At 71.0% G+C, this 23410-nt stretch carries 20 protein-coding genes and 1 tRNA gene; 18 read left to right on the plus strand and 3 right to left on the minus strand.

Annotated features, from left to right (window positions below; all coding sequences use genetic code 11):
- Positions 1-15: 15 nt before the first annotated feature.
- From ACH4NX_RS24415 to ACH4NX_RS24445, 7 genes are all read left to right on the plus strand, one after another.
- Positions 16-1305, plus strand: coding sequence for an extracellular solute-binding protein (locus tag ACH4NX_RS24415; RefSeq protein WP_351394202.1), 1290 nt, complete (start codon positions 16-18; stop codon positions 1303-1305).
- Entirely contained in the window at positions 1305-2306 is a 1002-nt protein-coding gene (locus ACH4NX_RS24420; RefSeq protein WP_398128398.1) for a carbohydrate ABC transporter permease, read from the plus strand. The genes ACH4NX_RS24415 and ACH4NX_RS24420 overlap by 1 nt, the downstream gene beginning before the upstream one ends.
- Positions 2303-3217, plus strand: a complete 915-nt coding sequence (locus ACH4NX_RS24425) for a carbohydrate ABC transporter permease (RefSeq protein WP_351394208.1) — start codon at positions 2303-2305, stop codon at positions 3215-3217. Before ACH4NX_RS24420 ends, ACH4NX_RS24425 begins: the two co-directional genes overlap by 4 nt.
- A 12-nt stretch (positions 3218-3229) precedes the next feature.
- Complete coding sequence (locus tag ACH4NX_RS24430) at positions 3230-3829, plus strand: hypothetical protein (protein WP_398128397.1); 600 nt, start codon at positions 3230-3232, stop codon at positions 3827-3829.
- A gap of 183 nt (positions 3830-4012) precedes the next feature.
- Positions 4013-6748: a Tat pathway signal sequence domain protein gene (locus tag ACH4NX_RS24435; RefSeq protein WP_398128396.1), complete on the plus strand. Its 2736-nt coding sequence runs from the start codon at positions 4013-4015 to the stop codon at positions 6746-6748.
- Positions 6749-6787: 39 nt separating this feature from the next.
- A complete protein-coding gene (locus ACH4NX_RS24440) occupies positions 6788-7246 on the plus strand; it encodes an SRPBCC family protein (protein WP_398128395.1) in 459 nt (152 codons plus the stop codon).
- Positions 7247-7285: 39 nt separating this feature from the next.
- Positions 7286-7357, plus strand: a tRNA-Val gene (locus ACH4NX_RS24445).
- A 56-nt stretch (positions 7358-7413) separates the two neighbouring features.
- Here ACH4NX_RS24445 and ACH4NX_RS24450 read toward each other — a convergent pair.
- The gene (locus ACH4NX_RS24450; protein ID WP_351394220.1) at positions 7414-8139 is read right to left on the minus strand and encodes a 3'-5' exonuclease; all 726 of its coding nucleotides are present in this window, start codon (positions 8137-8139) and stop codon (positions 7414-7416) included.
- A gap of 171 nt (positions 8140-8310) precedes the next feature.
- Here ACH4NX_RS24450 and ACH4NX_RS24455 point away from each other — a divergent pair, with 171 nt between their 5' ends.
- From ACH4NX_RS24455 to ACH4NX_RS24470, 4 genes are all read left to right on the plus strand, one after another.
- A complete protein-coding gene (locus ACH4NX_RS24455; protein ID WP_279565045.1) occupies positions 8311-8877 on the plus strand; it encodes a DUF4365 domain-containing protein in 567 nt (188 codons plus the stop codon).
- Positions 8874-10118 carry a hypothetical protein gene (locus ACH4NX_RS24460; protein WP_398128394.1) on the plus strand — a complete coding sequence of 415 codons (1245 nt, stop codon included), beginning with the start codon at positions 8874-8876 and terminating at the stop codon, positions 10116-10118. The genes ACH4NX_RS24455 and ACH4NX_RS24460 overlap by 4 nt, the downstream gene beginning before the upstream one ends.
- A 116-nt stretch (positions 10119-10234) precedes the next feature.
- On the plus strand, positions 10235-12211 hold the full coding sequence (gene thrS, locus ACH4NX_RS24465; RefSeq protein ID WP_398128393.1) for a threonine--tRNA ligase: 1977 nt from the start codon (positions 10235-10237) through the stop codon (positions 12209-12211).
- Between the two features lie 88 nt (positions 12212-12299).
- Entirely contained in the window at positions 12300-12848 is a 549-nt protein-coding gene (locus tag ACH4NX_RS24470; protein ID WP_351394231.1) for an HIT domain-containing protein, read from the plus strand.
- Positions 12849-12978: 130 nt separating this feature from the next.
- Here the strand turns inward: ACH4NX_RS24470 and ACH4NX_RS24475 are convergent, their stop codons facing one another.
- Together ACH4NX_RS24475 and ACH4NX_RS24480 are read right to left on the minus strand one after the other, a co-directional pair.
- Positions 12979-14640 carry a hypothetical protein gene (locus ACH4NX_RS24475; RefSeq protein ID WP_351394234.1) on the minus strand — a complete coding sequence of 554 codons (1662 nt, stop codon included), beginning with the start codon at positions 14638-14640 and terminating at the stop codon, positions 12979-12981.
- 220 nt (positions 14641-14860) lie between these two features.
- Positions 14861-17059: an elongation factor G-like protein EF-G2 gene (locus ACH4NX_RS24480; RefSeq protein ID WP_398128392.1), complete on the minus strand. Its 2199-nt coding sequence runs from the start codon at positions 17057-17059 to the stop codon at positions 14861-14863.
- A gap of 265 nt (positions 17060-17324) precedes the next feature.
- On the opposite strand from ACH4NX_RS24480, the gene pgsA reads away from it, so the two are divergent.
- The 7 genes from pgsA to ACH4NX_RS24515 all read left to right on the plus strand — a co-directional run bounded on the left by pgsA (position 17325) and on the right by ACH4NX_RS24515 (position 23250).
- The gene (gene pgsA, locus ACH4NX_RS24485; protein ID WP_398128391.1) at positions 17325-17993 is read left to right on the plus strand and encodes a phosphatidylinositol phosphate synthase; all 669 of its coding nucleotides are present in this window, start codon (positions 17325-17327) and stop codon (positions 17991-17993) included.
- The gene (locus ACH4NX_RS24490; RefSeq protein WP_398128390.1) at positions 17990-18922 is read left to right on the plus strand and encodes a phosphatidylinositol mannoside acyltransferase; all 933 of its coding nucleotides are present in this window, start codon (positions 17990-17992) and stop codon (positions 18920-18922) included. Before pgsA ends, ACH4NX_RS24490 begins: the two co-directional genes overlap by 4 nt.
- Entirely contained in the window at positions 18919-20082 is a 1164-nt protein-coding gene (locus ACH4NX_RS24495; RefSeq protein ID WP_398128389.1) for a glycosyltransferase family 4 protein, read from the plus strand. Before ACH4NX_RS24490 ends, ACH4NX_RS24495 begins: the two co-directional genes overlap by 4 nt.
- A gap of 133 nt (positions 20083-20215) precedes the next feature.
- Positions 20216-20758, plus strand: coding sequence for a hypothetical protein (locus ACH4NX_RS24500; protein WP_398128388.1), 543 nt, complete (start codon positions 20216-20218; stop codon positions 20756-20758).
- Between the two features lie 140 nt (positions 20759-20898).
- Positions 20899-21810 carry a pyridoxal 5'-phosphate synthase lyase subunit PdxS gene (pdxS, locus tag ACH4NX_RS24505; protein ID WP_279565035.1) on the plus strand — a complete coding sequence of 304 codons (912 nt, stop codon included), beginning with the start codon at positions 20899-20901 and terminating at the stop codon, positions 21808-21810.
- A gap of 27 nt (positions 21811-21837) precedes the next feature.
- On the plus strand, positions 21838-22446 hold the full coding sequence (gene pdxT, locus ACH4NX_RS24510) for a pyridoxal 5'-phosphate synthase glutaminase subunit PdxT (protein WP_351394514.1): 609 nt from the start codon (positions 21838-21840) through the stop codon (positions 22444-22446).
- Between the two features lie 51 nt (positions 22447-22497).
- Positions 22498-23250, plus strand: coding sequence for a YebC/PmpR family DNA-binding transcriptional regulator (locus tag ACH4NX_RS24515; RefSeq protein WP_279565033.1), 753 nt, complete (start codon positions 22498-22500; stop codon positions 23248-23250).
- Positions 23251-23410: the final 160 nt, after the last annotated feature.

Genomic DNA, 23410 nt, shown 5'->3' on the forward strand with positions numbered 1-23410 from the left:
CGCGGGGAGGCTCGTATGCAGCAGGGCGGGAAAGTGGAGAGGCGGACGATCCTCAAGGCGGCGGGGGCCTCGCTGGCCGTCGCGGGGCTGGGCGCGACGGCCACCGCGTGCGGTGGCGGCAGCGGCTCGGGGGACGGAACGGTGACGATCCGTTACTCATGGTGGGGCGCCGAGGACCGGGCCGAACGCATCAACAAGACCATCGCGCTCTTCGAGAAGAAGTACCCGAAGATAAAGGTCAAGACCGACTTCCAGCCGTATACCGACTTCTGGAAGAAGTTCAACACGCAGGCCTCCGGAGGGAATCCGCCGGACGTCTTCCAGAATGCCATCGGATTCCTGCGTAAATACGACGCGAAGAACGTCCTGCTGGACCTGAGCCGGCAGGTCGAGGCCGGCAACCTCTCCATGGACGGCTTCCGGGCCGGTCTGGAGAAGTTCGGGGAGATCGACGGCAAACTCCTCGGTGTGCCGGTCGGTTCGAACTCGATGGCACTCGTCATCGACAAGCCCGTCTACACCCGGGCCGGCGCCAAGCCCGAACAGGGCTGGACGTGGGACGACTTCGACGAGGCGATGACGAGGATCCGGGACAGGACCGGTCGTGCCGGGGACAGCGGCATGTACGGCGTGATGTACCTCTACGACCTGTACCTGCGGCAGAACGGCAAGGCCTTCTTCACCGAGGACGGACTCGGTTTCTCCGAGGCGGACCTGACCCGGTGGTGGGACAAGGCGGAGAAGGGCGTGAAGTCCGGCCTGTTCGCCGACCCCAAGAAGGTCGCCCAGATCAAGCCCAAGTCGGCGCTCTCGGCGGAGCTCGCCGGCAGCGAGTTCACCTGGGACAACTTCACCGTCCGCTACACCTCCGAGGGCAAGAGCGAGTACGGACTCGCGCCGATCCCCACCACGGACGGCAAGAGGACCGGCCAGTACCTCGGCTCGCTGATGCTCAGTGGCTACAAGCGCACCGAGCACCCCAAGGAAGTCGCCCAGTTCATCGACTTCATGGTCCACGACCCGGAGGTCGCCAAGATCATGGGCTACGACCGAGGGGTCCCGACGACGCAGGCCCAGTACGACGCGTACCAGCCGACCGACCCGGTCAACAAGGCGATCGCCGCCTACGAGGAGTCCCTCGTCGAGGCGGGCGTCCTGGAGGAGATCACCCCGCACCCGAACGGTGCCGACATCTGCGAGGCCGCCTTCCTGCGCATCGCCGAGGAGATGGCGCTCGGCGAGCGGTCCGTCGACGACGCCGTGAAGCAGTTCTTCTCCGAGTCGAAGACGGCTCTCGCCGGCTGATGGGAAACGCCGTGACACACGCCCCTGCGACGGAGGGCCTGGCCAAGGACTCCGAGCCGCGGCACGGTCCGGTGAAGTCCCCGCGCTCCGCCGAGCTGAAGCGGCGGGGCCGCCGGGAGAACCTGGCCGGCTACCTCTTCATGTCCCCCTGGATCGCCGGATTCCTGCTGCTGACGGCGGGACCGATGGTCGCCTCGCTCTACTTCGCGTTCACCGACTACAACCTGTTCGACGCTCCCCGGTGGATCGGGCTGGACAACTTCTCCGAGATGTTCGGCGACCCGCGCTGGCGCCACTCGGTGCAGATCACCCTGTGGTACGTCGTCGTCGGCACACCGATCAAGCTGATCGCGGCGCTCGGCGTCGCGCTGCTGCTGGCGCAGAAGCGGCGCGGGCAGGCCTTCTACCGGGCCGCCTTCTACGCGCCGTCACTGATCGGCGCGAGCGTGTCCGTCGCCATCGTGTGGAAGGCGATCTTCTCGGACGACGCGGTCGTCGACCGTACGCAGCAGTTCTTCGGGATCGGCGCCGGCGGCTGGACCGGCGACCCGGACCTGATCATCTACAGCCTGGTGGCCCTGACCGTCTGGCAGTTCGGCGCCCCCATGGTCATCTTCCTGGCCGGCCTCAAGCAGGTGCCGCGCGAGCTGTACGAGGCGGCCGACGTCGACGGGGCGAGCAAGCTCCGGCAGTTCTGGAACATCACCCTGCCGATGATTTCCCCCGTCCTCTTCTTCAACGTCCTGCTGGAGACCATCCACTCCTTCCAGATCTTCAGCTCCGCCTACATCGTCGGCGGCGGCGCCGGGGGCAACGCCTGCGGCCCTGCGGACGGCACGATGGTCTACACCTGTTATCTGTACGTCCAGGGCTTCGAGAACAGCAGGATGGGCCTGGCCTCCGCCATGGCCTGGATGCTTCTGGTCGCGGTCGCCCTGGTCACCGCGGTGCTGTTCCGGTCCCAGAAGCGCTGGGTGCACTACGAGGAGGGCGGCCGATGAGCGCGCAGGCCACCGACGTCCCGCCGGCCCCGTCCACGAGGACCCCGGCCCCGTCCACGAGGGCGGCCGCGTTCCGGCGCAGGCTGCCCGGATCGCTCGCCTGGCATCTCGGGTCGCTGGCGATCCTCGCGGTGATCCTCTACCCGGTGCTCTGGGTGATCGGCGGCTCCTTCAAGGAGAGCGGCGACATCGTCGGCAGCCTGGACCTCTTCCCGGCCGACCCGATCATCTCCAACTACACGAGTCTCGCCGACGGCATCGCGGACATCTCGATCTCCACGTTCTTCTTCAACTCGCTCTTCCTCGCCGTCGGCTCGGTGATCGGGATCGTGGTGTCCTGCTCACTGACCGCCTACGCCTTCGCGAAGATCAGGTTCGCCGGCCGCAATCTGCTGTTCACGCTGATGATCGGCACGCTGCTGCTGCCGTACCACGTGCTGCTGATCCCGCAGTACGTCCTGTTCCGCAACATGGACATGATCAACACGTACACCCCGCTGCTGCTGGGGAAGTACCTGGCCACGGAGGCGTTCTTCGTCTTCCTGATGGTGCAGTTCATGCGGAACCTGCCCAGGGAACTCGACGAGGCGGCCCGCCTCGACGGCTGCGGGCACTTCCGCATCTACTGGTCGATCGTGCTGCCGCTGTGCCGGCCGGCGCTGATCACCAGCGCGATCTTCACCTTCATCAACTCCTGGAACGACTTCATGGGCCCGTTGATCTACCTCAACGAGCCCGGCAAGTACACCGTCTCCCTCGGTCTGAAGATGTTCGTGGACCAGGAAGGGCTGGCGAACTACGGTGGCATGATCGCCATGTCGCTCGTCGCGCTGCTGCCCGTCCTCGCCTTCTTCCTGGCCTTCCAGCGTTACCTGATCGACGGCATGGCGACGTCCGGTCTGAAGGGCTGAGGTGAACCGATCATGACCGAGGCACGCGCGAAGGCCCGCACCGAGCGGGGGGAGTCACGGTTCGCCGAAGGGTTCGCCCTGTTCGCCGAGTGCCTGCTCACCGGAGTGTGGATCGCGGTGGCCTCGCTGCCGCTGGTCACCTACCCCGCCGCGTTCGCGGCCGGTGCGCGGCACCTCGGGCGCCGGCTCGCCCATGAGCGCGGCGGCTGGCGGGAGTTCACGGCCGACTTCCGGGCGGCGGTGCGCCGCGGCTGGCTCGTCGGGCTCGCCGGATGGGCCGCCCTGGCCGCGGTCTGGGTGGACGTTCAGGCCGTACGCAGCGGACTGCCGGGCGGCCCGTTCGTGGGTGCCGTCGGGGTGTCCGCCCTGATCGGCGCGGCCGTGGCCGGGCTGCGCGCGGCGGCGTCCTGGCGGCCCGGCGCCTCCTGGCGCTCACTGCTCGCGCAGGCCGGGCGTCGTACGGTGCTCGACCCCGCCGGTTCGTTCCTGATCGTCGGTGGGCTGGCGGTCGTGGTCTGCTCCGCCTGGTTCAGCGCGCCGCTGGCGGTCGCCGTCCTCGGTGCCGTCGCGGCGGCGGCCGTCGCCGTGGAGGAACGCTACCGGCGCCGCTGACGGCGACACCCGAGCACGAGGTCGGCGCCCGGCGCCGCACCTCTCTCTGTCATGCCCTTGACATGACCTGTCACCCATTACCCCTCGCCCCCCTGCCCGTCACCCCTCGCACGCCACCCCGCCGGCTGCGTCAGAGTCACGCCCTTGCCCCCCTGCATCCGCACGGAACGGAAAGGAAAGGCCATGTCCCCCATCCCCCGCAGGTCCCTTCTCAAGGCGGCGGCCGTCGCCGGCGCCGCCGCCCAGTTCAGCTGGGCGCTGGGCGCGAAGAACGCGCAGGCCGCGCCCGCCGCCAAGGACGCCGACGCCGACCCCGTCTCCCTGACCTGGCTGGAGGACGGCGGCCTCGGCGCCGCCCCCGGCTCCACCGTCGGCGTCCCCTGGCCCAAGGGCACCTACCGTCAGGACCAGTCCTTCGCCGTCACGGACGCGGACGGCAAGGCCGTACCCACCCAGTCCTGGCCCCTCGCCTACTGGCCGGACGGCTCCCTCAAGTGGACCGCGCACGCCGTCGGTTCCGGCAACGGCAAGCTCACCCTGACCGCCGGCACCCCCGCCGCACCCCCGAAGAAGGTCACCGTCGACCGGCGCGGCGGCACCATCGACATATCGACCGGCGTCATCACCGCGAGAATCGGCACGTCGGGCTCGACCCTGATCAAGTCGGTCACCCGAGGCTCCACCGAGATCGCGAAGAACGGCCGCCTCGTCCTGCTGCGCCAGCCCGAGATCGAGGACGGCGACCAGGGCGCGGTCAAGTACGAGCGCTTCGACGGCGCCGTCGACGAGGTGAAGGTCGAGCAGGACGGCCCGGTCCGCGCCGTCGTCCGCGTCGACGGCAAGCACCGCAAGGGAGGCCGGAGCTGGCTGCCCTTCTCCATCCGCCTCTACTTCTACGCGGGCGCCGACTCGTTCCGCATGGTGCACACCATCACGTTCGACGGGAAGCAGGAACCCGGCAAGTCGAGCGGCGACTTCATCCGCGGCCTCGGTGTCCGCTTCACCGTCCCGATGCGCGACGAGTCATACGACCGGCACGTCCGCATCGGCGGCGAGGGCATCGGCCTGCTGCGCGAGGCCGTCAAGGGCATCACCGGCCTGCGCCGCGACCCCGGCGCGGCCGTACAGGCCGCGCAGTTCGCGGGGGAGAGGCTGCCCGACCCGGCCACCTGGGACCAGCGGGTCACCACCCGCCTGAAGTACATCCCCGAGTGGGGCGACTACACCCTCTCCCAGCTCTCCGCCGACGGCTTCTCCCTGCGCAAGCGCACCAAGAAGGGCCACGGCTGGATCGGCGCCGGCGGCGGCCGGCGGGCCTCCGGCTTCGGCTACGTCGGCGGAGCGAGCGGCGGACTCTCCTTCGGGCTGCGCGACTTCTGGGAGAAGCACCCCGCCCAGCTCGACATCCGCGACGCCCAGACCGACGAGGCCGAGGTCACCCTCTGGCTCTGGTCGCCCGAGGCCCAGCCCATGGACCTGCGCTTCTACCACGACGGCATGGACCAGGACACCTACGCCGAACAGCTCGAAGGCCTCAACATCACCTACGAGGACTACGAACCCGGCTTCGGCACCCCTTACGGCATCGCCCGCACCTCCGAGCTGCTGTTCTGGGCCAACGCCGCCACCCCGAGCGCGGAGAAGCTGGCCGAACAGGTCGAGGCCGTGCGCGTACTGCCCCAGCTGGCCGCCCCGCCCGCGCAGCTCATCAAGTCCAAGGTCTTCGGCCCCGGCCTCTACTCCGAGCCCGACCGCTCCACGCCCGCCAAGGCGAAGATCGAGGACCACCTCGACTTCCTCTTCACCTACTACAAGGACCAGGTGGAGCAGCGCCGCTGGTACGGCTTCTGGGACTACGGCGACGTCATGCACTCCTACGACACCGCCCGCCACCAGTGGCGCTACGATGTCGGCGGCTACGCCTGGGACAACTCCGAGCTCTCCCCGGACCTCTGGCTCTGGTACGCCTACCTGCGCTCCGGCCGCGCCGACATCTTCCGCTTCGCCGAGTCGATGACCCGGCACACCGGCGAGGTGGACGTCTACCACCTCGGTGAATGGGCCGGCCTCGGCACCCGGCACGGCGTCCAGCACTACGCCGACAGCGCCAAGCAGCAGCGCATCGCCAACACCACCTACCGGCGCTACTACTACTTCCTCACCGCGGACGAACGCGTCGGCGACCTCATGCACGCCAACGTCGACTCCGACGAGACGTTCCTCGTCCTCGACCCGATCCGCAAGATCCGCACCGAGCCCTACACGCCCGACCGCCACGCCCTGTCGGTCGGCTTCGGCACCGACTGGAGCGGCCTGGTCTCGGCGTGGCTGACCGAGTGGGAACGCAAGGGCCCCAAGTGGGAGAAGGCCAGGGCCCGCGTCCTGTCCACCATGGAGACCATCGCCGCCCAGCCCAACGGCTTCGTCCAGGGCAGCGGCCTGTACGACCTGGACACCGGGAAGTTCGCCGTCGCCGACACCCCGAAGGTCGAGGTCTCCCACCTGTCGGCCGTCTTCGGCCTGAACGAACTGTGCGCCGAGCTGATCGACCTGGTCGACATGCCGGAGTTCAACGAGGCGTACTACGACTACTGCCGCTACTTCAACGCCACCAAGTCCGAACAGGCGGCCCGGTACGGCAGCAACTTCGGCAGCCTCATCCTCTTCCAGGGCCACTCGCGCCTCGACGCCTACGCGGCCGTACGGACCGGGGACGAGAAGCTCGCCACGCGCGCGTGGCAGAAGTTCTACGACTCCGACGGCTACAAGGAGTCGGCCCCCTGGAAGACGGAGAAGCTGAGCGGCCCGGTCACGCTGGTGCCGGGCAGCGAGGCGAGCTGGGTCTCCACCAACGACACCGCGCTCTACGGTCTCGCCGCCATCGAGAACCTGGCACTTCTGGGCGACAGGATGCCGTGAACGGCACGTGACGGGCGCGGGCCCGGGCACACTCCACAGGTGGACTGGAACCATTACCGCTTCCGCAGCCTGTGGGTGCTGCCCGAGCCCGTCCCGGCCGTCTACCGCGCGCTGGAACGGATCGAGGACTACCCCCGCTGGTGGCCCCAGGTGCGCCAGGTCACCCGGCTCGACGACACCAGCGGGATCGTCCGGTTCCGCTCACTGCTCCCGTACGACCTGACGACGACCCTGCGCGAGGGACGGCGCGACGCGGACGCGGGGGTGCTGGAGGTCGCGATGAGCGGTGACATGGACGGCTGGGCGCGCTGGACGGTCGCCCCGCGCGGCCCCGGCGTCCTGGTCCGGTACGACCAGGAGGTCGACGTCCGCAAGCCGCTGCTGCGCCGCCTCGCCGTGCCCGGGCGCCCCCTGTTCCGGGCCAACCACCGCCTGATGATGCGGGCGGGGCGGCGCGGACTGGCGGCCCACCTGGAAAGCGGTCGCCAAGCGGTTTGAAGGGAACGCGCCGGGCCCTGTATTGTTCAGTGCGTTCCCGGGCGATTAGCTCAGTGGGAGAGCGCTTCGTTCACACCGAAGAGGTCACTGGTTCGAACCCAGTATCGCCCACCGGGAAAAGCCGGTCCGTCGCACGACGGACCGGCTTCTTCGTGTCCGGCGTGCGCTCACGCCGCGGCCGGCAGGTCCGGCCGCAGCGGCCAGGCCGGGTCCACCGCCTCCTCCGTCCCGTTCAGCGCGAACCACGCCTGCAGCCCCCGGGCCTGCCCCGCGTGCCACACCGCCTGAAGCGTGTGCAGTTCGGCGGCGGACAGCCGCTCCAGCCGCCCCGGGAAGCGGCGCCCCACCGCCCGTACGACCTCCAGCGCCGCCTGCGCGTCGGCCGCCGCGTCGTGTGCGCCCGCCAGCTCGACAGCGTAGTGCGCGCACAGGTCGGTGAGGGTGCGGCGGCCCTTGCGGTAGCGGTCCAGGTGCTTGTCGAGCACGCGCGGGTCGAGGACGTGCAACGACGTCCGCTCCACCCAGCGGCCGAGAGAGGAGGCGCGGTGCCGGCGCAACTCCCGGTCCAGCAGCGTGAGGTCGAACGGCGCGTTCATCACCACCAGCGGACGCCCGGCGCGGGCCTGCTCGGCCAGCGCCTCCGCTATCTCGTACATCACCGGCGCCGGCCAGCGGCCGTGGCGCCGCACATGCTCATCCGTCAGACCGTGCACCGCGGTCGCCGCCTCGGGCACCGGCACGCCCGGGTTCACCAGCCACCGGGTCACGCGCGGCCGAAGCCCCGGCGCGTCCTGAACGACGAGGGCCGCCGACACGATCCGGTCGGTCTCGACGTCCACGCCCGTCGTCTCCGTGTCGAAGGCGGCCAGCGGCCCCTCGAACCAGCTCGTCATAGGGCACTCAACTCCTCGTCGCGGGAAGGCGGCTGACGCGCCGTCTTCTGTCCCGGTTCGGTGATACCCGGGCTGTTTGCGACGTACGCCGGAAGGACACAACAGGAGTACGGGTCATGGCAGTTCAGCGACTCGTAGTGGGGATACACCAGTTCTGGAAGGCTGTTGGCCATGGCCATAGCGCAGCCCGAACGGGGCGGGCTGCTGCCCGAGCGCACAGCGCCCTCCCGCGGCTCCCTCGCCACCACCGCCTGCATGGAGACCCTGCAGGTCGGCTACCTCCACGCGGTCGCCGCGGCGGCGGGCTGCTCGCTCTCCCAGCCCTTCCCGGACAACGGCATCGACTGGCACGTCAGCCACAGCGCCCCCGGGCACACGGTCGACGACGAGGTCACCATCAAGGTGCAGCTCAAGGCGACGTACCAGATCCCGCCGAGCCCGCCCGGCCGCTTCTTCTCCTTCACCCTCGACAACGACCACCTGACGAAACTCGCCCGCACCCCGGTCTCCGTGCACAAGATCCTCGTCGTGATGATCGTCCCCCGGTCCCGGGACCAGTGGCTGCGGGCCGGCCACGACCGGCTCGACCTGAGGCACTGCTGCTACTGGACCAACCTCGCCGGACATCCGGTCACCGGCCGGCGGCGCACCACCGTGCGGATACCGACCGCGCGGGTCTTCGACGACCGGGCGCTGTGCGAGATCATGACGCGGGTCGGGACGGGAGGGAAACCATGACGCACCGCCCGACCGGCGAACCCCCGCGGCCACACCCCGCCGAGACCGCGGCCGGCACCACCTGCGACGACGGCCGCCCGCCCGGCTCGGACACCGTGGACCCGGCCGTGCTGACCGTCCTGCTCCACCGGCACGGCTGGCGGCGGCGCGGCGGCGCCCCGGGCCGCTACGGCCGCTGGACCCCGCCCGGCCCGGGCGCCTCGGCCACCAGTCTGCTGGTGCCCGTCAGCCGCGCCTTCCCCGACAGCGACGACCTGCTCGGCGAGGCGCTGCTCGCCCTCTCCCGCAGCCAGACGCCCTCCGCCCGCGAGATCCTCGTCTCCCTCGCCGTACCCAGCGACGAGATCCGCTGGGGGCGCGACGTGCCGGCCGGGCCCGGCGACGCCGCCTCCTGGACCGCGGAGGAGCGGCTGCGCTCCGCCGCCCGGCGGATGCTGCTCGCCGGAGCGCTCGCCACGCGCGCGCGTGCGGGCTACTACGGCGCCCGGCACCGGCGCGCCGCCACCGCGTCCCTGGAGAGCGTCCTGGTCGGCCCCGCCCCGGGCGGGCGCCGGCTCACCGCGTTCGTGCCCGTCACCACCGGCCGCCCCCTCGCCGTACGCCTCCACCACGCGCTGTACGCCGCCCGCGAGGCCGTCGACTACCGGCGGGCCACCGGCGGCATGGAGGCCTTCGACACGGCGGTCGCGGCGGGCGTCAGCCATGAGCTGACCGAGGCCCTCGTCGCCCTGGTCCGCGGCACGCAGGGCGCCCGGATCGCCGTCGACTGGTCGCCTGCCGCCGGGGTCCCCGAGGGCTGCGCCGCCCTCGCCGAGCCGGTCGAGTTCTCGCCCGGCGATCTGCCCGCCCTGCGTGAGGCCGCCGCCCGCTACCTGCGCGTGGAGCCGTCCGTGCCGGTGCGGATCACCGGCACCGTCGTCCGTATGCGCCGGCCCGGGCCGCGCGGCGTAGGCACCGTACGGCTGCGGGTGCTGGCCGGCGCCGAGGTCCCGCACGTACGGATCACGCTGGACGAGGAGGCCTACCGCATCGCCGGGCACGCGCATCTCGTCGGGCTGCCGGTGCGGGTGCTCGGCCGGCTGGAGAGCCGGGGCGGGTTCCGCCGGCTGACCGGAGCCTGCGAGATCGCCCCCGTGCCGGTCGACGAGGCGGAGCGGGACCGGCTGCTGAAGGCGGTCCAGGAGCACGTGGAGGTGGCGGCCCTCCTCGAGGAGGCCTGCGGAGGGGACTGCGAGGACTGACCGTCCAGGCCGCCGGCGGGAATGATTTCGCGATGCACGGGCCCGGGTCGGTACGATCGCCCTCATGCGTGCGCTTTGGTATGGCGCCGCGGCCCCACTTCAGTCAGGAGAGACCGGTGTCAGACGTCCGTGTGATCATCCAACGCGATTCCGAGCGGGAAGAACGCGTGGTGACGACGGGCACTACGGCCGCCGAGCTCTTCCCCGGTGAGCGCTCGATCGTCGCCGCCCGCGTGTCCGGTGAGCTCAGGGACCTCGCCTACGAGCTCAAGGACGGCGAGACCGTCGAGGGCGTCGAGATCTCCTCCAAGGACGGTCTGGACATCCTGCGCCACTCCACCGCGCACGTCATGGCGCAGGCCGTGCAGGAGCTGTTCCCCGAGGCCAAGCTGGGTATCGGCCCGCCCGTCAAGGACGGCTTCTACTACGACTTCGACGTGGAGAAGCCCTTCCACCCCGATGACCTCAAGGCCATCGAGAAGAAGATGCAGGAGATCCAGAAGCGCGGCCAGCGCTTCTCGCGCCGTGTCGTCACCGACGACGCCGCCCGCGAGGAGCTCGCCGACGAGCCGTACAAGCTGGAGCTGATCGGCCTCAAGGGCTCCGCGTCCCACGACGACGGCGCGGACGTCGAGGTCGGCGCCGGCGAGCTGACGATCTACGACAACCTGGACGCCAAGACCGGCGAGCTGTGCTGGAAGGACCTCTGCCGCGGTCCCCACCTGCCCACGACCCGGAACATCCCCGCGTTCAAGCTGATGCGCAACGCCGCCGCCTACTGGCGCGGCAGCGAGAAGAACCCGATGCTCCAGCGCATCTACGGCACCGCCTGGCCCACCAAGGACGAGCTGAAGGCGCACCTGGAGTTCCTCGCCGAGGCCGAGAAGCGCGACCACCGCAAGCTCGGCAGCGAGCTCGACCTGTTCTCCATCCCGGAGCAGATCGGCTCCGGCCTCGCCGTCTTCCACCCCAAGGGCGGCATCATCCGCCGGGTCATGGAGGACTACTCGCGGCGCCGCCACGAGGAGGAGGGGTACGAGTTCGTCTACACCCCGCACGCGACCAAGGGGAAGCTCTTCGAGACCTCGGGCCACCTGGACTGGTACGCCGACGGCATGTACCCGCCCATGCAGCTCGACGAGGGCGTGGACTACTACCTCAAGCCCATGAACTGCCCGATGCACAACCTGATCTTCGACGCGCGCGGGCGTTCCTACCGTGAATTGCCGCTGCGCCTGTTCGAGTTCGGCACCGTGTACCGGTACGAGAAGTCGGGCGTCGTGCACGGCCTGACCCGCGCCCGCGGCTTCACCCAGGACGACGCGCACATCTACTGCACCCGCGAGCAGATGTCCGAGGAGCTCGACAAGACCCTCACCTTCGTCCTGAACCTGCTGCGCGACTACGGCCTGAACGACTTCTACCTGGAGCTGTCCACCAAGGACGAGACGAAGTTCGTCGGAACCGACGAGGCCTGGGAGGAAGCGACCGAGACGCTGCGCCAGGTCGCCGAGAAGCAGAACCTGGAGCTGGTGGCGGACCCGGGCGGCGCCGCGTTCTACGGCCCGAAGATCTCCGTCCAAGCGCGCGATGCCATCGGCCGCACCTGGCAGATGTCGACCATCCAGCTCGACTTCAACCTGCCGGAGCGCTTCGGCCTGGAGTACACGGCGGCGGACGGCACCAAGACCCGGCCGGTCATGATCCACCGCGCGCTGTTCGGCTCCATCGAGCGGTTCTTCGCGGTGCTCCTTGAGCACTACGCGGGCGCGATGCCGCCCTGGCTCGCTCCGGTGCAGGCGGTGGGCATCCCGGTGGGGGACGCTCACGTGCAGTACCTGGAGGAGTTCGCGGCGGAGGCACGGCGGAAGGGGCTGCGTGTCGACGTGGACTCCTCCTCGGACCGGATGCAGAAGAAGATCCGCACGCAGCAGAAGCAGAAGGTCCCGTTCATGATCATCGTCGGTGACGAGGACATGCACGGGGGCACGGTGTCGTTCCGCTACCGCGACGGTTCGCAGGAGAACGGCATTCCGCGTGACCAAGCCATCGCCAAGCTGGTTGACGTGGTGGAGCGCCGCGTGCAGGTGTAGTCCTCCCCGCCCGTGCGGGGCCCAGGCCCCCGGGGGTTACCCCGGGGGCCTTTCCCTGTCACCGCACGCGACGCCATATGCTGCACGCATGACGAGTGAGCCGGAGCAGCAGTTGGGAGTGGGGACCCAGGACGCGTTCCAGCGCCTGTGGACGCCCCACCGGATGGCCTACATCCAGGGCGAGAACAAGCCGAGCGGCCCCGGTGCCGACGACGGCTGCCCCTTCTGCTCGATCCCGGCCAAGTCCGACGAGGACGGGCTGGTCGTGCGGCGCGGCGAGCACGTGTACGCGGTGCTCAACCTGTACCCGTACAACGGCGGCCACCTGATGACCGTCCCGTACCGGCACGTCGCCGACTACACGGAGCTGTCCGGCGTGGAGACCGCGGAGCTCGCCGAGCTGACCAAGCAGGCGATGACGGCCCTGCGCACCGCGTCCGGCGCCCACGGCTTCAACATCGGCATGAACCAGGGCACGGTGGCCGGCGCGGGCATCGCCGCCCACCTCCACCAGCACGTCGTACCCCGCTGGGGCGGCGACACGAACTTCATGCCGGTGGTCGGCCACACGAAGGTGCTGCCGCAGCTGCTGGGGGACACCCGCAAGATGCTGGCGGAGGCCTGGCCGACGGCTTGACACGCGGCCGGGCCGGCGGATCACGGCCCGTCCCGCGTTCGAGGACGAGGCCGTCGCCGGGGGCCGGGGCGCGGCCCCCCCCGGCCCCCGGCGACGGTCACCCCGATGCGCCCGCCCGACCGCCGAAGACCTACGCGTCGTACACGTCGGCCTTCTTGGGCGCCGCGTCCTGGACGGCTCCGCTCAGGCCTCCCGCGCGGGCACCGAACTTCTCCGTGTCCACGCCGTTCTCCTCGAGCACCTTGATCGCCGCAGAGTGCACCACCCGCAGCACCGGTGTCGCCGCCCGCAACGCGTCGTCGGCCATGAAGCGGTGCCGCCACGGCTGGTCCGCCCACGCGTGCCGCAGTCCGAACGGCTCCGGCAGCCCGATCGAGCCGCCGAGCCAGTTCAGCAGCGGCGGATACCAGCCGAGCGGTGCGCGGACGGCGAGCCGTACCACCTCGTTCGCGGGGACCAGCGGGAGCATCACCTTGCGCTTCTCCCACGGCTTGAACGACTTGGTGACCTCCTTGGAGGGCGCCTCGGGTTTGGACATGAAGAGTGAGTTCACCGGGCCCAGCGCGTGACCGGTGACCTCGATGCGCAGCGTCGAGTGCAGCACGGTCACCGTGGTCAGCAGCGTGATCACCAGCTGGCCGTCCCACAGCGTCCACTGGACGCCCAGGTAGTGCCGGTCGCCGGCGCCGAACTGCTGCTTGTTGCAGATCTCCTGCACCGCGTGCGGCTTGACCTGGTAGGCCTCGACGTCCGTCCCCTCCGGACGCGACACGTCCTTGGCGTTCTCCCCGACCGGCGTGACGATCCAGTGGCGCACGGACGGCTTCGGGAAGCCGCCCGTGTTCAACGGGCCGCGCTCCAGCATGCGCAGTTGGTCGTGGACGGCCCGGATGACGTCCCAGCTGCGGAAGGGGTGGATCTCGCGGGTCGGGTCGGCCGGTACCAGGTCCTCGGCGAGCTGCCAGCTGCCCCAGCGGGTACCCATGCCGAGGATGCCCTTGGGGCCGGCGTAGAAGACGGAGTTGGACTGCTGCTCGGCGCCGAGCCTGGCCAGGGACTGGCGCAGTTCCTCGGCCGCGGTCTCGCCCGGGTTGCTGGGCACCGCCTCGGGCACCTTGGCGCCGACGCCGCTGCCCGACAGGAGGCCCGCCCAGCGCTCCCGCAGGTCCTTGGCCGTGCCCTCGCAGATCCGCTTGGCCCAGAACCAGCCGACGACCGGCATAACGACGGCCGCGCGCGCGTACCAGGCCCAGAAGCCGGAGAAGGGCATCTTGAGGAGGAACAGCACGGCGAGTGCGGCTATCGCCACGAGCACCGCGGTGCCCAGCGCTCCGGCCTGCTTGTTCTCCGCCTTGGCGACGGTGGTGCGGATCTGGAAGCCGATCAGCCAGATCAGCATGCCGGGCAGGAACAGCAGGCCGCACACCACGATCACCATGGACAGCCGGGCGTCGCGCGACTTGCGGATGCCGTTGGCCGCCAGGCAGTGCTCGACGACGACCTGCGGCTCGGCCCCGAAGGACTGGATGAGGGGCTTGCGGCCGCTGCCCAGCATGCGGCCCGCCACCGCGTTGGAGAAGGCCTCGCCGAGGTTGGGGCGGAAGATCGTGGCCCAGGAGCGTCCCGCGTTGACGGACGACTGGTGCCACTCGTTGTCGGCCTTCTTCAGGTCCTCCATCGGGCCGTCCCGGTAGGCGGCCGAGGCCAGCGCGAAGGTGGGCGCCTGCCCCCCGCCGTCCGTACGCGGCACCTGCGGCCCGAAGAAGTCCGCGTAACCGCCGTCACCGGTCATTCCCGCCCCCGATCGCCACCACTGTCGTCCTGCGGCCTTCCCGACTTCCCTGCCCCGCACACCTGTTGATCAGGTCATCAGCGTATCCGCCGCCACCGGCATGCGTCACCGGACGTGGAAAGGCGCCCCCCGCGTGCGCGGGTTGCCCCCGAGGTGCGCCGTCGCGCGCCGGGTGGGCGTGCCTCCGGCGCGGGGGAGACCCGCGCCGGTCCCCGCGGCGCTACGACGCCCTCCGCAGCTCCTCCCGCAGCCGTGCCGCGATCTGCGGCGGCATCGGTTCGTGCCGCGCGTAGCGGCGGTCGAAACGCGCGGTGCCGTGCGTCAGGGAGCGCAGGTCCACCGCGTACCGGCCGATCTCGATCTCCGGCACCTCGGCCCGGACCAGGATCCGCCCGCCGCTCGTCTGCTCGGTGCCGAGCACCTTGCCGCGCCGACCGGACAGATCGCTCATCACGGCGCCCACGTAGTCGTCGCCGATCAGCACGTTCACCTCGGCCACCGGTTCCAGCAGGTGGATCCTCGCCTCGGCCGCGGCCTCCCGCAGCGCGAGTGCGCCGGCCGTCTGGAAGGCGGCGTCGGAGGAGTCCACCGAGTGCGCCTTGCCGTCCCGCAGCGTCACCCGTACGTCGATCAGCGGATGGCCGGCGGCGACGCCCTTGGCGGCCTGCGCGCGCACGCCCTTCTCGACGGAGGGGATGAACTGCCGGGGCACCGCGCCGCCGACCACCTCGTCCACGAACTCGATGCCCGAACCGCCCGGCAGCGGCTCCACCTCGATCTCGCAGACGGCGTACTGACCGTGTCCGCCCGACTGCTTCACGTGCCGCCCGCGCCCGGCCGCCCTGTTCCCGAAGGTCTCCCGCAGGGAGACCCGGTGGGGTACGACGTCGACCTGGACGCCGTAGCGGCCGCGCAGCCGCTCCAGCGCCACGTCGGCGTGCGCCTCGCCGAGGCACCACAGGACCACCTGGTGCGTGTCCTGGTTCTGCTCCAGGCGCATCGTCGGGTCCTCGGCGACCAGCCGCGCGAGCCCCTGCGACAGCTTGTCCTCGTCGGGTTTGCTGTGCGCCTGGATGGCGAGCGGCAGCAGCGGGTCGGGCATCTGCCACGGGGCCATCAGCAGCGGGTCGTCCTTGGCCGACAGCGTGTCCCCGGTCTCCGCGCGGCTCAGCTTGGCCACGCACGCGAGGTCGCCCGCGATCACGTGGGAGACCGGCCGCTGCTGCTTGCCGAAGGGCGTCGACAGGGCGCCGATCCGCTCGTCGACATCGTGGTCCTCGTGGCCGCGGTCGGCCAGCCCGTGCCCGGAGACGTGCACCGTCTGGTCGGCGCGCAGGGTGCCGGAGAAGACGCGGACCAGCGAGATCCGGCCGACGTACGGGTCGGAGGACGTCTTCACGACCTCCGCGACCAACGACTCGTCGGGATCGCACATCCGCAGCTCGCGCGGGGCGCCGTCGGGCGTGGTGACCCGGGGGGCCGCCCGCTCCACGGGGGTCGGGAAGCCGCGCGTGATCAGTTCCAGCAGCTCGACCGTGCCCAGCCCCTGCCGGGCGCCCTCGGCGGCCGGGGCGGCGGCCAGGACGGGGAAGAACACCCCGCGCGCCACGGCCCGCTCCAGGTCCTCGACGAGCGTCTTGACGTCGACCTCCTCGCCGCCGAGATAGCGCTCCATGAGGGTCTCGTCCTCGCTCTCCGAGATGATGCCCTCGATCAGCATGGAGCGGGCCTCGTCGATCAGCGGCAACCGCTCCTCGTCCGGTTCGGACTCCTCGCGCTCGCCACCGGCGTAGTCGAACAGCTTCCGGGTCAGCAGCCCGATGAGCCCCGTCACGGGCGCGTGTCCGTCGGGCGCCTGCGGCCCGTGCAGCGGCAGGTACAGCGGCAGCACGGCGTCGGGATCGTCCCCGCCGAACGCGTCCGCGCAGATCCGCGTCATCTCCTCGAAGCCGGCGCGGGCGGCCTCCAGGTGCGTGACCACGATGGCGCGCGGCATGCCGACGGCGGCGCACTCGTCCCACACCATGCGGGTCGAGCCGTCCACCCCGTCGGAGGCGGAGACGACGAAGAGGGCCGCGTCCGCCGCCCGCAGACCGGCCCTCAGCTCACCGACGAAGTCGGCGTACCCGGGAGTGTCCAGAATGTTGATCTTGATGCCGTCCCATTCGACGGGCACCAGGGAGAGCTGTACGGAGCGCTGCTGCCGGTGTTCCATCTCGTCGTAGTCCGAGACGCAGCCGCCGTCCTCCACGCGGCCCGCCCGGTTCAGTGCCCCCGCCGTCAGCGCGAGAGCCTCCACCAGGGTCGTCTTGCCCGATCCGGCGTGGCCGACCAGCACCACGTTCCGTACGGACGTGGGGTGGTCGGCCGCCGTCGCCCTTCCGGCGGCTCCGGGGTGGGTGTGTGCCTTGTCGCCCATGTCCTTGCCTCCCGTGCACGGTGAGGTCGCTGTGGGCGCGGACACGCGGGACCGCGTGCACTGGCGGCTCCGGCGACGCCCGCGGTCCTTCGAGCTTTCCACTACCGTCACGCCGCGTCCATACGACGGACCCGATCCCGCCCCCGCCCACCAGGCGCCCACCAGGGGGTCAGGGTGCCCGTCCGTCGCCCACGCGCGCGCGTGGCTACGATGGGCCAGCCGGTGGCCAGCAGGGGCCGCGGCCACACCGACCGTCGGGAAGGCCATGCTGAACAAGTACGCGCGTGCATTTTTTACGCGTGTCCTCACACCGTTCGCCGCGTTTCTCATCCGCCGGGGCGTCAGCCCGGACACGGTCACACTGATCGGCACCGCAGGTGTGGTGGCGGGTGCGCTGGTCTTCTACCCCATGGGTGAGTTCTTCTGGGGCACGGTCGTGATCACGCTCTTCGTCTTCTCCGACCTCGTCGACGGCAACATGGCGCGCCAGCTCGGCCGCTCCAGCCGCTGGGGCGCGTTCCTGGACTCCACGCTGGACCGGGTCGCCGACGGCGCCGTCTTCGGCGGATTCGCGCTCTGGTACGCGGGCGGCGGCGACAACATCGCGCTGTGCGCCGTGTCGATCTTCTGCCTGGCCAGCGGCCAGGTGGTGTCGTACACCAAGGCGCGCGGCGAGTCGATCGGTCTGCCGGTCGCCGTCAACGGACTGGTCGAGCGGGCCGAGCGGCTCGTCGTCTCGCTGGTCGCGGCCGGTCTCGCGGGACTGCACACGTTCGGCGTGCCGGGCATCCGGTACCTGCTGCCGATCGCGCTGTGGGTCGTCGCCGTCGGCAGCCTCGTCACGCTGGTCCAGCGGGTCGTCACGGTCCGCCGGGAGGCCGCCGAGGCGGACGCCGCCGCGCAGGAGAGCCAGGGTACCGAGGCGGCGAAGTGAGCACTCGGGACCGGCTGACCGACGCCCTGTACGGCGCCGGCTGGAGCACCGTCAAGAAGCTCCCCGAGCCCGCCGCCGTACGGCTCGGCCGCACGGTCGCGGACGTCGCCTGGAAGCAGCGCGGCGCGGGCGTGCGGCGGCTGGAGAGCAACTACGCGCGCGTGGTGCCGGACGCGGGCCCGCAGCGGCTCGCCGCTCTCTCGCGCGCGGGCATGCGCTCCTACCTGCGCTACTGGATGGAGTCCTTCCGCCTCCCGGCGTGGAGCGACGAGCGGATCAGGACCGGCTTGACCGTCAAGGACCTGCACCACCTCACCGACGGCATGGACGCGGGCAAGGGTGTCGTCCTCGCCCTCCCGCACCTGGCCAACTGGGACCTCGCGGGCGCCTGGGTCACCACCAAGCTGGGTATCCCCTTCACCACGGTCGCCGAACGCCTCAAGCCGGAGACCCTCTACGACCGCTTCGTCGCCTACCGCGAGAGCCTCGGCATGGAGGTCCTGCCGCACAGCGGCGGCACGGCCTTCGGCACGCTGGCCCGGCGGCTGCGCGACGGCGGCCTGGTCTGCCTGGTCGCCGACCGCGACCTGTCCGCCTCCGGTGTGGAGGTCGACTTCTTCGGCGAGACGGCCCGGATGCCGGCCGGGCCGGCCCTGCTGGCGCTGCAGACCGGCGCACGGCTGCTGCCGGTGACGCTCTGGTACGACGAGTCGCCCGTGATGAAGGGCCGGGTCCATTCGCCGGTCGAGGCCCCCGACTCAGGTACCCGGGCCGAGAAGACGTCTGTCATGACACAGGCGCTGGCCGATGCCTTCGCCACGGGGATCGCCGACCACCCGGAGGACTGGCACATGCTCCAGCGCTTGTGGCTGAAGGACCTCGACCCCGCCAAGGCACCCGCGGCGGCCGACGGGCAGGGCGCCTCGTGAGGATCGGCATCGTCTGCCCGTACTCCTGGGACGTGCCCGGTGGCGTCCAGTTCCACATCCGGGACCTGGCCGAGTACTTCATCCGTCTCGGCCACGAGGTCTCCGTCCTCGCCCCCGCCGACGAGGATACCCCGCTGCCCCCGTACGTCGTCTCGGCCGGGCGCGCGGTGCCGGTGCCGTACAACGGCTCGGTGGCCCGTCTCAACTTCGGCTTCCTGTCGGCGGCCCGGGTACGCCGCTGGCTGCACGACGGGGCCTTCGACGTCATCCACATCCACGAGCCGACCTCCCCCTCGCTCGGCCTGCTCACCTGCTGGGCGGCGCAGGGCCCGATCGTGGCGACCTTCCACACGTCCAACCCGCGCTCCCGCGCGATGATCGCCGCGTACTCGATCCTCCAGGCCGCCCTGGAGAAGATCAGCGCCCGGATCGCGGTGAGCGAGTACGCCCGCCGCACCCTCGTCGAACACCTGGGCGGGGACGCGGTCGTCATCCCCAACGGCGTCGACGTCGACTTCTTCGCCGACGCGGAGCCGAAGCCGGAGTGGCAGGGGGACACGATCGGCTTCATAGGCCGCATCGACGAACCCCGCAAGGGCCTGCCGGTGCTCATGGGGGCGCTGCCGAGGATCCTCGCCGCCCGCCCGGGGGCCCGGCTGCTCGTCGCCGGGCGAGGCGACGAGAAGGAGGCGGTGGCGTCGCTGCCCGCCGGGCTGCGTTCCCGGGTGGAGTTCCTCGGCATGATCAGCGACGAGGACAAGGCCCGCTTCCTGCGCAGCGTCGACCTGTACGTGGCGCCCAACACCGGCGGCGAGAGCTTCGGCATCATCCTCGTCGAGGCCATGTCGGCCGGCGCCCCCGTCCTCGCCTCCGACCTGGACGCCTTCGCCCAGGTCCTCGACCGGGGAGCGGCCGGCGAGCTGTTCCCCAACGAGGACGCCGACGCCCTGGCCGACGCCGCCGTCCGGCTGCTGGCGGACCCGGAGCGCCGGACCGCGCTGCGGGAACGGGGCAGCGCCCACGTACGGCGCTTCGACTGGTCCACTGTCGGCGCGGACATCCTGTCGGTCTACGAGACGGTCACGGCGGGCGCGGCGGCGGTGGCGACGGACGACCGGGCGACGGGGCTGAGGGCACGCTTCGGACTGGCGCGGGACTGACCGACCAGCCCGTCCGGCGTTTGAGGACGAGGCCGTCCAGGCCGAATGGGGGACCGGGGGCGCAGCCCACCGCGAGGCCCACCGCGAGGTACCCCGCCAACCCAGCGGGAGCGCCCCCGTAGGCTTGCGCCCCGTGACCGCAACCCTCATCTGGATCCTGGTCGTCCTCGTCGCGATCGGCCTGTACCTGAGCTGGACGGCGGGGCGGCTGGACCGGCTGCACGCCAGGATCGACGCCGCCCGTGCCGCCCTCGACGCGCAGCTGCTGCGCAGGGCGTCCGTGGCCCAGGAGCTGGCCACCTCGGGCGTGCTCGACCCGGCCGCCTCCATCGTCCTGTACGAGGCCGCGCACGCCGCCCGGCAGGCCGAGGAGGAGCAGCGGGAGGTCGCCGAGAGCGAGCTGAGCCAGGCACTGCGGGCCGTGTTCGCCGATCAGCCGCAGGTGGACGCCCTGCGCGAGGCACCCGGGGGAGAGGATGCGGCCCACGAGCTGGCCGAGGCCGTGCGGCGCGTCCCGATGGCCCGGCGTTTCCACAACGACACGGTGGGAGCCGCCCGCAGGCTGCGCGAGCACCGCAAGGTCCGCTGGTTCCGTCTCGCCGGACACGCGCCCTTCCCGCTGGCCTTCGAGATGGACGACGAGTCGCCGGCGGCCCTGGTGGACAGGGCGGCGTAGCGGCCGGGCCCCCGGCCCGGTGGCGACCGGGCCCCCGGCCCAAAACGATCCACCGGCTACCCATTGGCCCTTGCTGTGGCCTGCTTCGTTCACGTTTCCTCGGAGCTGCAGAAACCACCCTTCCCTTCAGCGAGGTACCCGTGGCCAGCACGCTCTTCGAAAACCAGTCCCCCGAGACCGGCACCGCCCGTGTGAAGCGCGGCATGGCCGAGCAGCTCAAGGGCGGCGTGATCATGGACGTCGTCACGCCGGAGCAGGCGAAGATCGCCGAGGACGCGGGCGCCGTCGCGGTCATGGCCCTGGAGCGGGTCCCGGCCGACATCCGCAAGGACGGCGGCGTGGCCCGGATGTCCGACCCGGACATGATCGAGGGCATCATCGGCGCCGTCTCCATCCCGGTGATGGCCAAGTCCCGCATCGGCCACTTCGTCGAGGCCCAGGTGCTGCAGTCCCTCGGCGTCGACTACATCGACGAGTCCGAGGTCCTCACCCCGGCCGACGAGGTCAACCACAGCGACAAGTTCGCCTTCACGACCCCCTTCGTCTGCGGCGCCACGAACCTGGGCGAGGCCCTGCGCCGGATCGCCGAGGGCGCGGCGATGATCCGCTCCAAGGGCGAGGCCGGCACCGGCAACGTCGTCGAGGCCGTCCGCCACCTGCGCCAGATCAAGAACGAGATCGCCCGGCTGCGCGGTTACGACAACAACGAGCTGTACGCCGCCGCCAAGGAGCTGCGCGCCCCCTACGAGCTGGTCCGGGAGGTCGCCGAGCTGGGCAAGCTCCCGGTGGTCCTCTTCTCCGCAGGCGGCGTCGCCACCCCGGCCGACGCCGCGCTCATGCGCCAGCTCGGCGCCGAGGGCGTCTTCGTGGGCTCCGGGATCTTCAAGTCCGGCGACCCCGCCAAGCGCGCCGCCGCCATCGTGAAGGCGACCACCTTCTACGACGACCCGAAGGTCATCGCGGAGGCGTCCCGCAACCTGGGCGAGGCCATGGTCGGCATCAACTGCGACACCCTCCCCGAGACCGAGCGCTACGCCAACCGCGGCTGGTAGGACGAGGGCACCGAAGACGTGGAAGAGATCAGCGACACCCCCGTCATCGGCGTCCTGGCCCTCCAGGGCGACGTACGGGAGCACCTCGTCGCCCTGGCCGCGGCCGACGCCGTGGCCAGGCCGGTCAGGCGCCCCGAGGAACTCGCCGACCTGGACGGACTGGTCCTGCCCGGCGGCGAGTCCACGACCATCTCCAAACTGGCCGTCCTCTTCGGAGTGATGGAGCCTCTTCGCGCGCGCGTGCGGGACGGTCTGCCCGTCTACGGCACCTGCGCCGGCATGATCCTGCTGGCGGACAAGATCCTCGACCCGCGCTCCGGACAGGAGACGGTCGGCGGCATCGACATGATCGTGCGCCGCAACGCCTTCGGACGGCAGAACGAGTCCTTCGAGGCGGCCGTCGACCTCAAGGGCGTCGAGGGCGACCCCGTGGAGGGCGTCTTCATCCGCGCACCCTGGGTGGAGTCCGTGGGCGCCGCGGCCGAGGTGCTCGCCGAGCACGACGGTCACGTCGTCGCGGTCCGCCAGGGCAACGCGCTGGCCACGTCGTTCCACCCGGAACTGACCGGCGACCACCGCGTGCACCGCCTCTTCGCGGACATGGTGCGCGCGAACCGGGCGGCGGAGTCCTTGTAGGATTCCTGCGTTCGTTCGTTCAAAGACGGGTTACGCGAAGGAGACAGGCAGATGTCCGGCCACTCTAAATGGGCCACGACGAAGCACAAGAAGGCCGTCATCGACGCCAAGCGCGGCAAGCTCTTCGCGAAGCTGATCAAGAACATCGAGGTCGCGGCGCGCATGGGCGGCGTCGACATCGAGGGCAACCCGACGCTCTACGACGCCATCCAGAAGGCGAAGAAGCAGTCGGTCCCGAACAAGAACATCGACTCCGCGGTCAAGCGGGGCGGTGGCCTCGAGGCCGGCGGTGCCGACTACGAGACGATCATGTACGAGGGTTACGGCCCGAACGGTGTCGCGGTGCTCATCGAGTGCCTCACCGACAACCGCAACCGCGCCGCCTCCGACGTCCGCGTCGCCATGACCCGCAACGGCGGCTCCATGGCCGACCCGGGTTCGGTGTCGTACCTGTTCAACCGCAAGGGCGTCGTGATCGTCCCCAAGGGCGAGCTGGCCGAGGACGACGTCCTCGCCGCCGTCCTGGACGCGGGCGCCGAGGAGGTCAACGACCTCGGCGAGACCTTCGAGGTCCTCAGCGAGGCCACCGACCTGGTCGCGGTCCGCACCGCCCTCCAGGGCGCCGGCATCGACTACGAGTCCGCCGACGCGAACTTCGTCCCGACCATGCAGGTCGAGCTGGACGAGGACGGCGCCCGGAAGATCTTCAAGCTGATCGACGCCCTGGAGGACAGCGACGACGTGCAGAACGTCTTCGCCAACTTCGACGTCAGCGACGAGGTCATGGAGAAGGTCGACGCGTAGCGCCGCCGCGCACACGACGATTCCGGCGGGGGGGGGGGGGGGGGGGGCCCCCCCCCCCCCCCCCCCCGCGGCGGGGGGGGCCGGGGGGGGGGGGGGGGGGGGAAACACACCCCCCCCCCCCCCCCCCCCCAAGGTGGTGACGGCGCCCGCCGCGCCCGGC

Origin of the sequence: Streptomyces sp. NPDC017225 (assembly GCF_044331465.1) — a bacterium.
Lineage (GTDB): Bacteria > Actinomycetota > Actinomycetes > Streptomycetales > Streptomycetaceae > Streptomyces.

Coding starts and splice junctions, on each gene's coding strand:
- ACH4NX_RS24450 (WP_351394220.1), bottom strand. CDS start 8,139: ATGACGAGCTGGTTCGAGGGGCCGCTGGCCGCCTTCGACACGGAGACG.
- ACH4NX_RS24435 (WP_398128396.1), top strand. CDS start 4,013: ATGTCCCCCATCCCCCGCAGGTCCCTTCTCAAGGCGGCGGCCGTCGCC.
- ACH4NX_RS24415 (WP_351394202.1), top strand. CDS start 16: ATGCAGCAGGGCGGGAAAGTGGAGAGGCGGACGATCCTCAAGGCGGCG.
- ACH4NX_RS24430 (WP_398128397.1), top strand. CDS start 3,230: ATGACCGAGGCACGCGCGAAGGCCCGCACCGAGCGGGGGGAGTCACGG.
- pgsA (WP_398128391.1), top strand. CDS start 17,325: ATGCTGAACAAGTACGCGCGTGCATTTTTTACGCGTGTCCTCACACCG.
- ACH4NX_RS24475 (WP_351394234.1), bottom strand. CDS start 14,640: ATGACCGGTGACGGCGGTTACGCGGACTTCTTCGGGCCGCAGGTGCCG.
- ACH4NX_RS24515 (WP_279565033.1), top strand. CDS start 22,498: ATGTCCGGCCACTCTAAATGGGCCACGACGAAGCACAAGAAGGCCGTC.
- ACH4NX_RS24455 (WP_279565045.1), top strand. CDS start 8,311: ATGGCCATAGCGCAGCCCGAACGGGGCGGGCTGCTGCCCGAGCGCACA.
- ACH4NX_RS24420 (WP_398128398.1), top strand. CDS start 1,305: ATGGGAAACGCCGTGACACACGCCCCTGCGACGGAGGGCCTGGCCAAG.
- ACH4NX_RS24470 (WP_351394231.1), top strand. CDS start 12,300: ATGACGAGTGAGCCGGAGCAGCAGTTGGGAGTGGGGACCCAGGACGCG.
- ACH4NX_RS24480 (WP_398128392.1), bottom strand. CDS start 17,059: ATGGGCGACAAGGCACACACCCACCCCGGAGCCGCCGGAAGGGCGACG.
- ACH4NX_RS24425 (WP_351394208.1), top strand. CDS start 2,303: ATGAGCGCGCAGGCCACCGACGTCCCGCCGGCCCCGTCCACGAGGACC.
- ACH4NX_RS24460 (WP_398128394.1), top strand. CDS start 8,874: ATGACGCACCGCCCGACCGGCGAACCCCCGCGGCCACACCCCGCCGAG.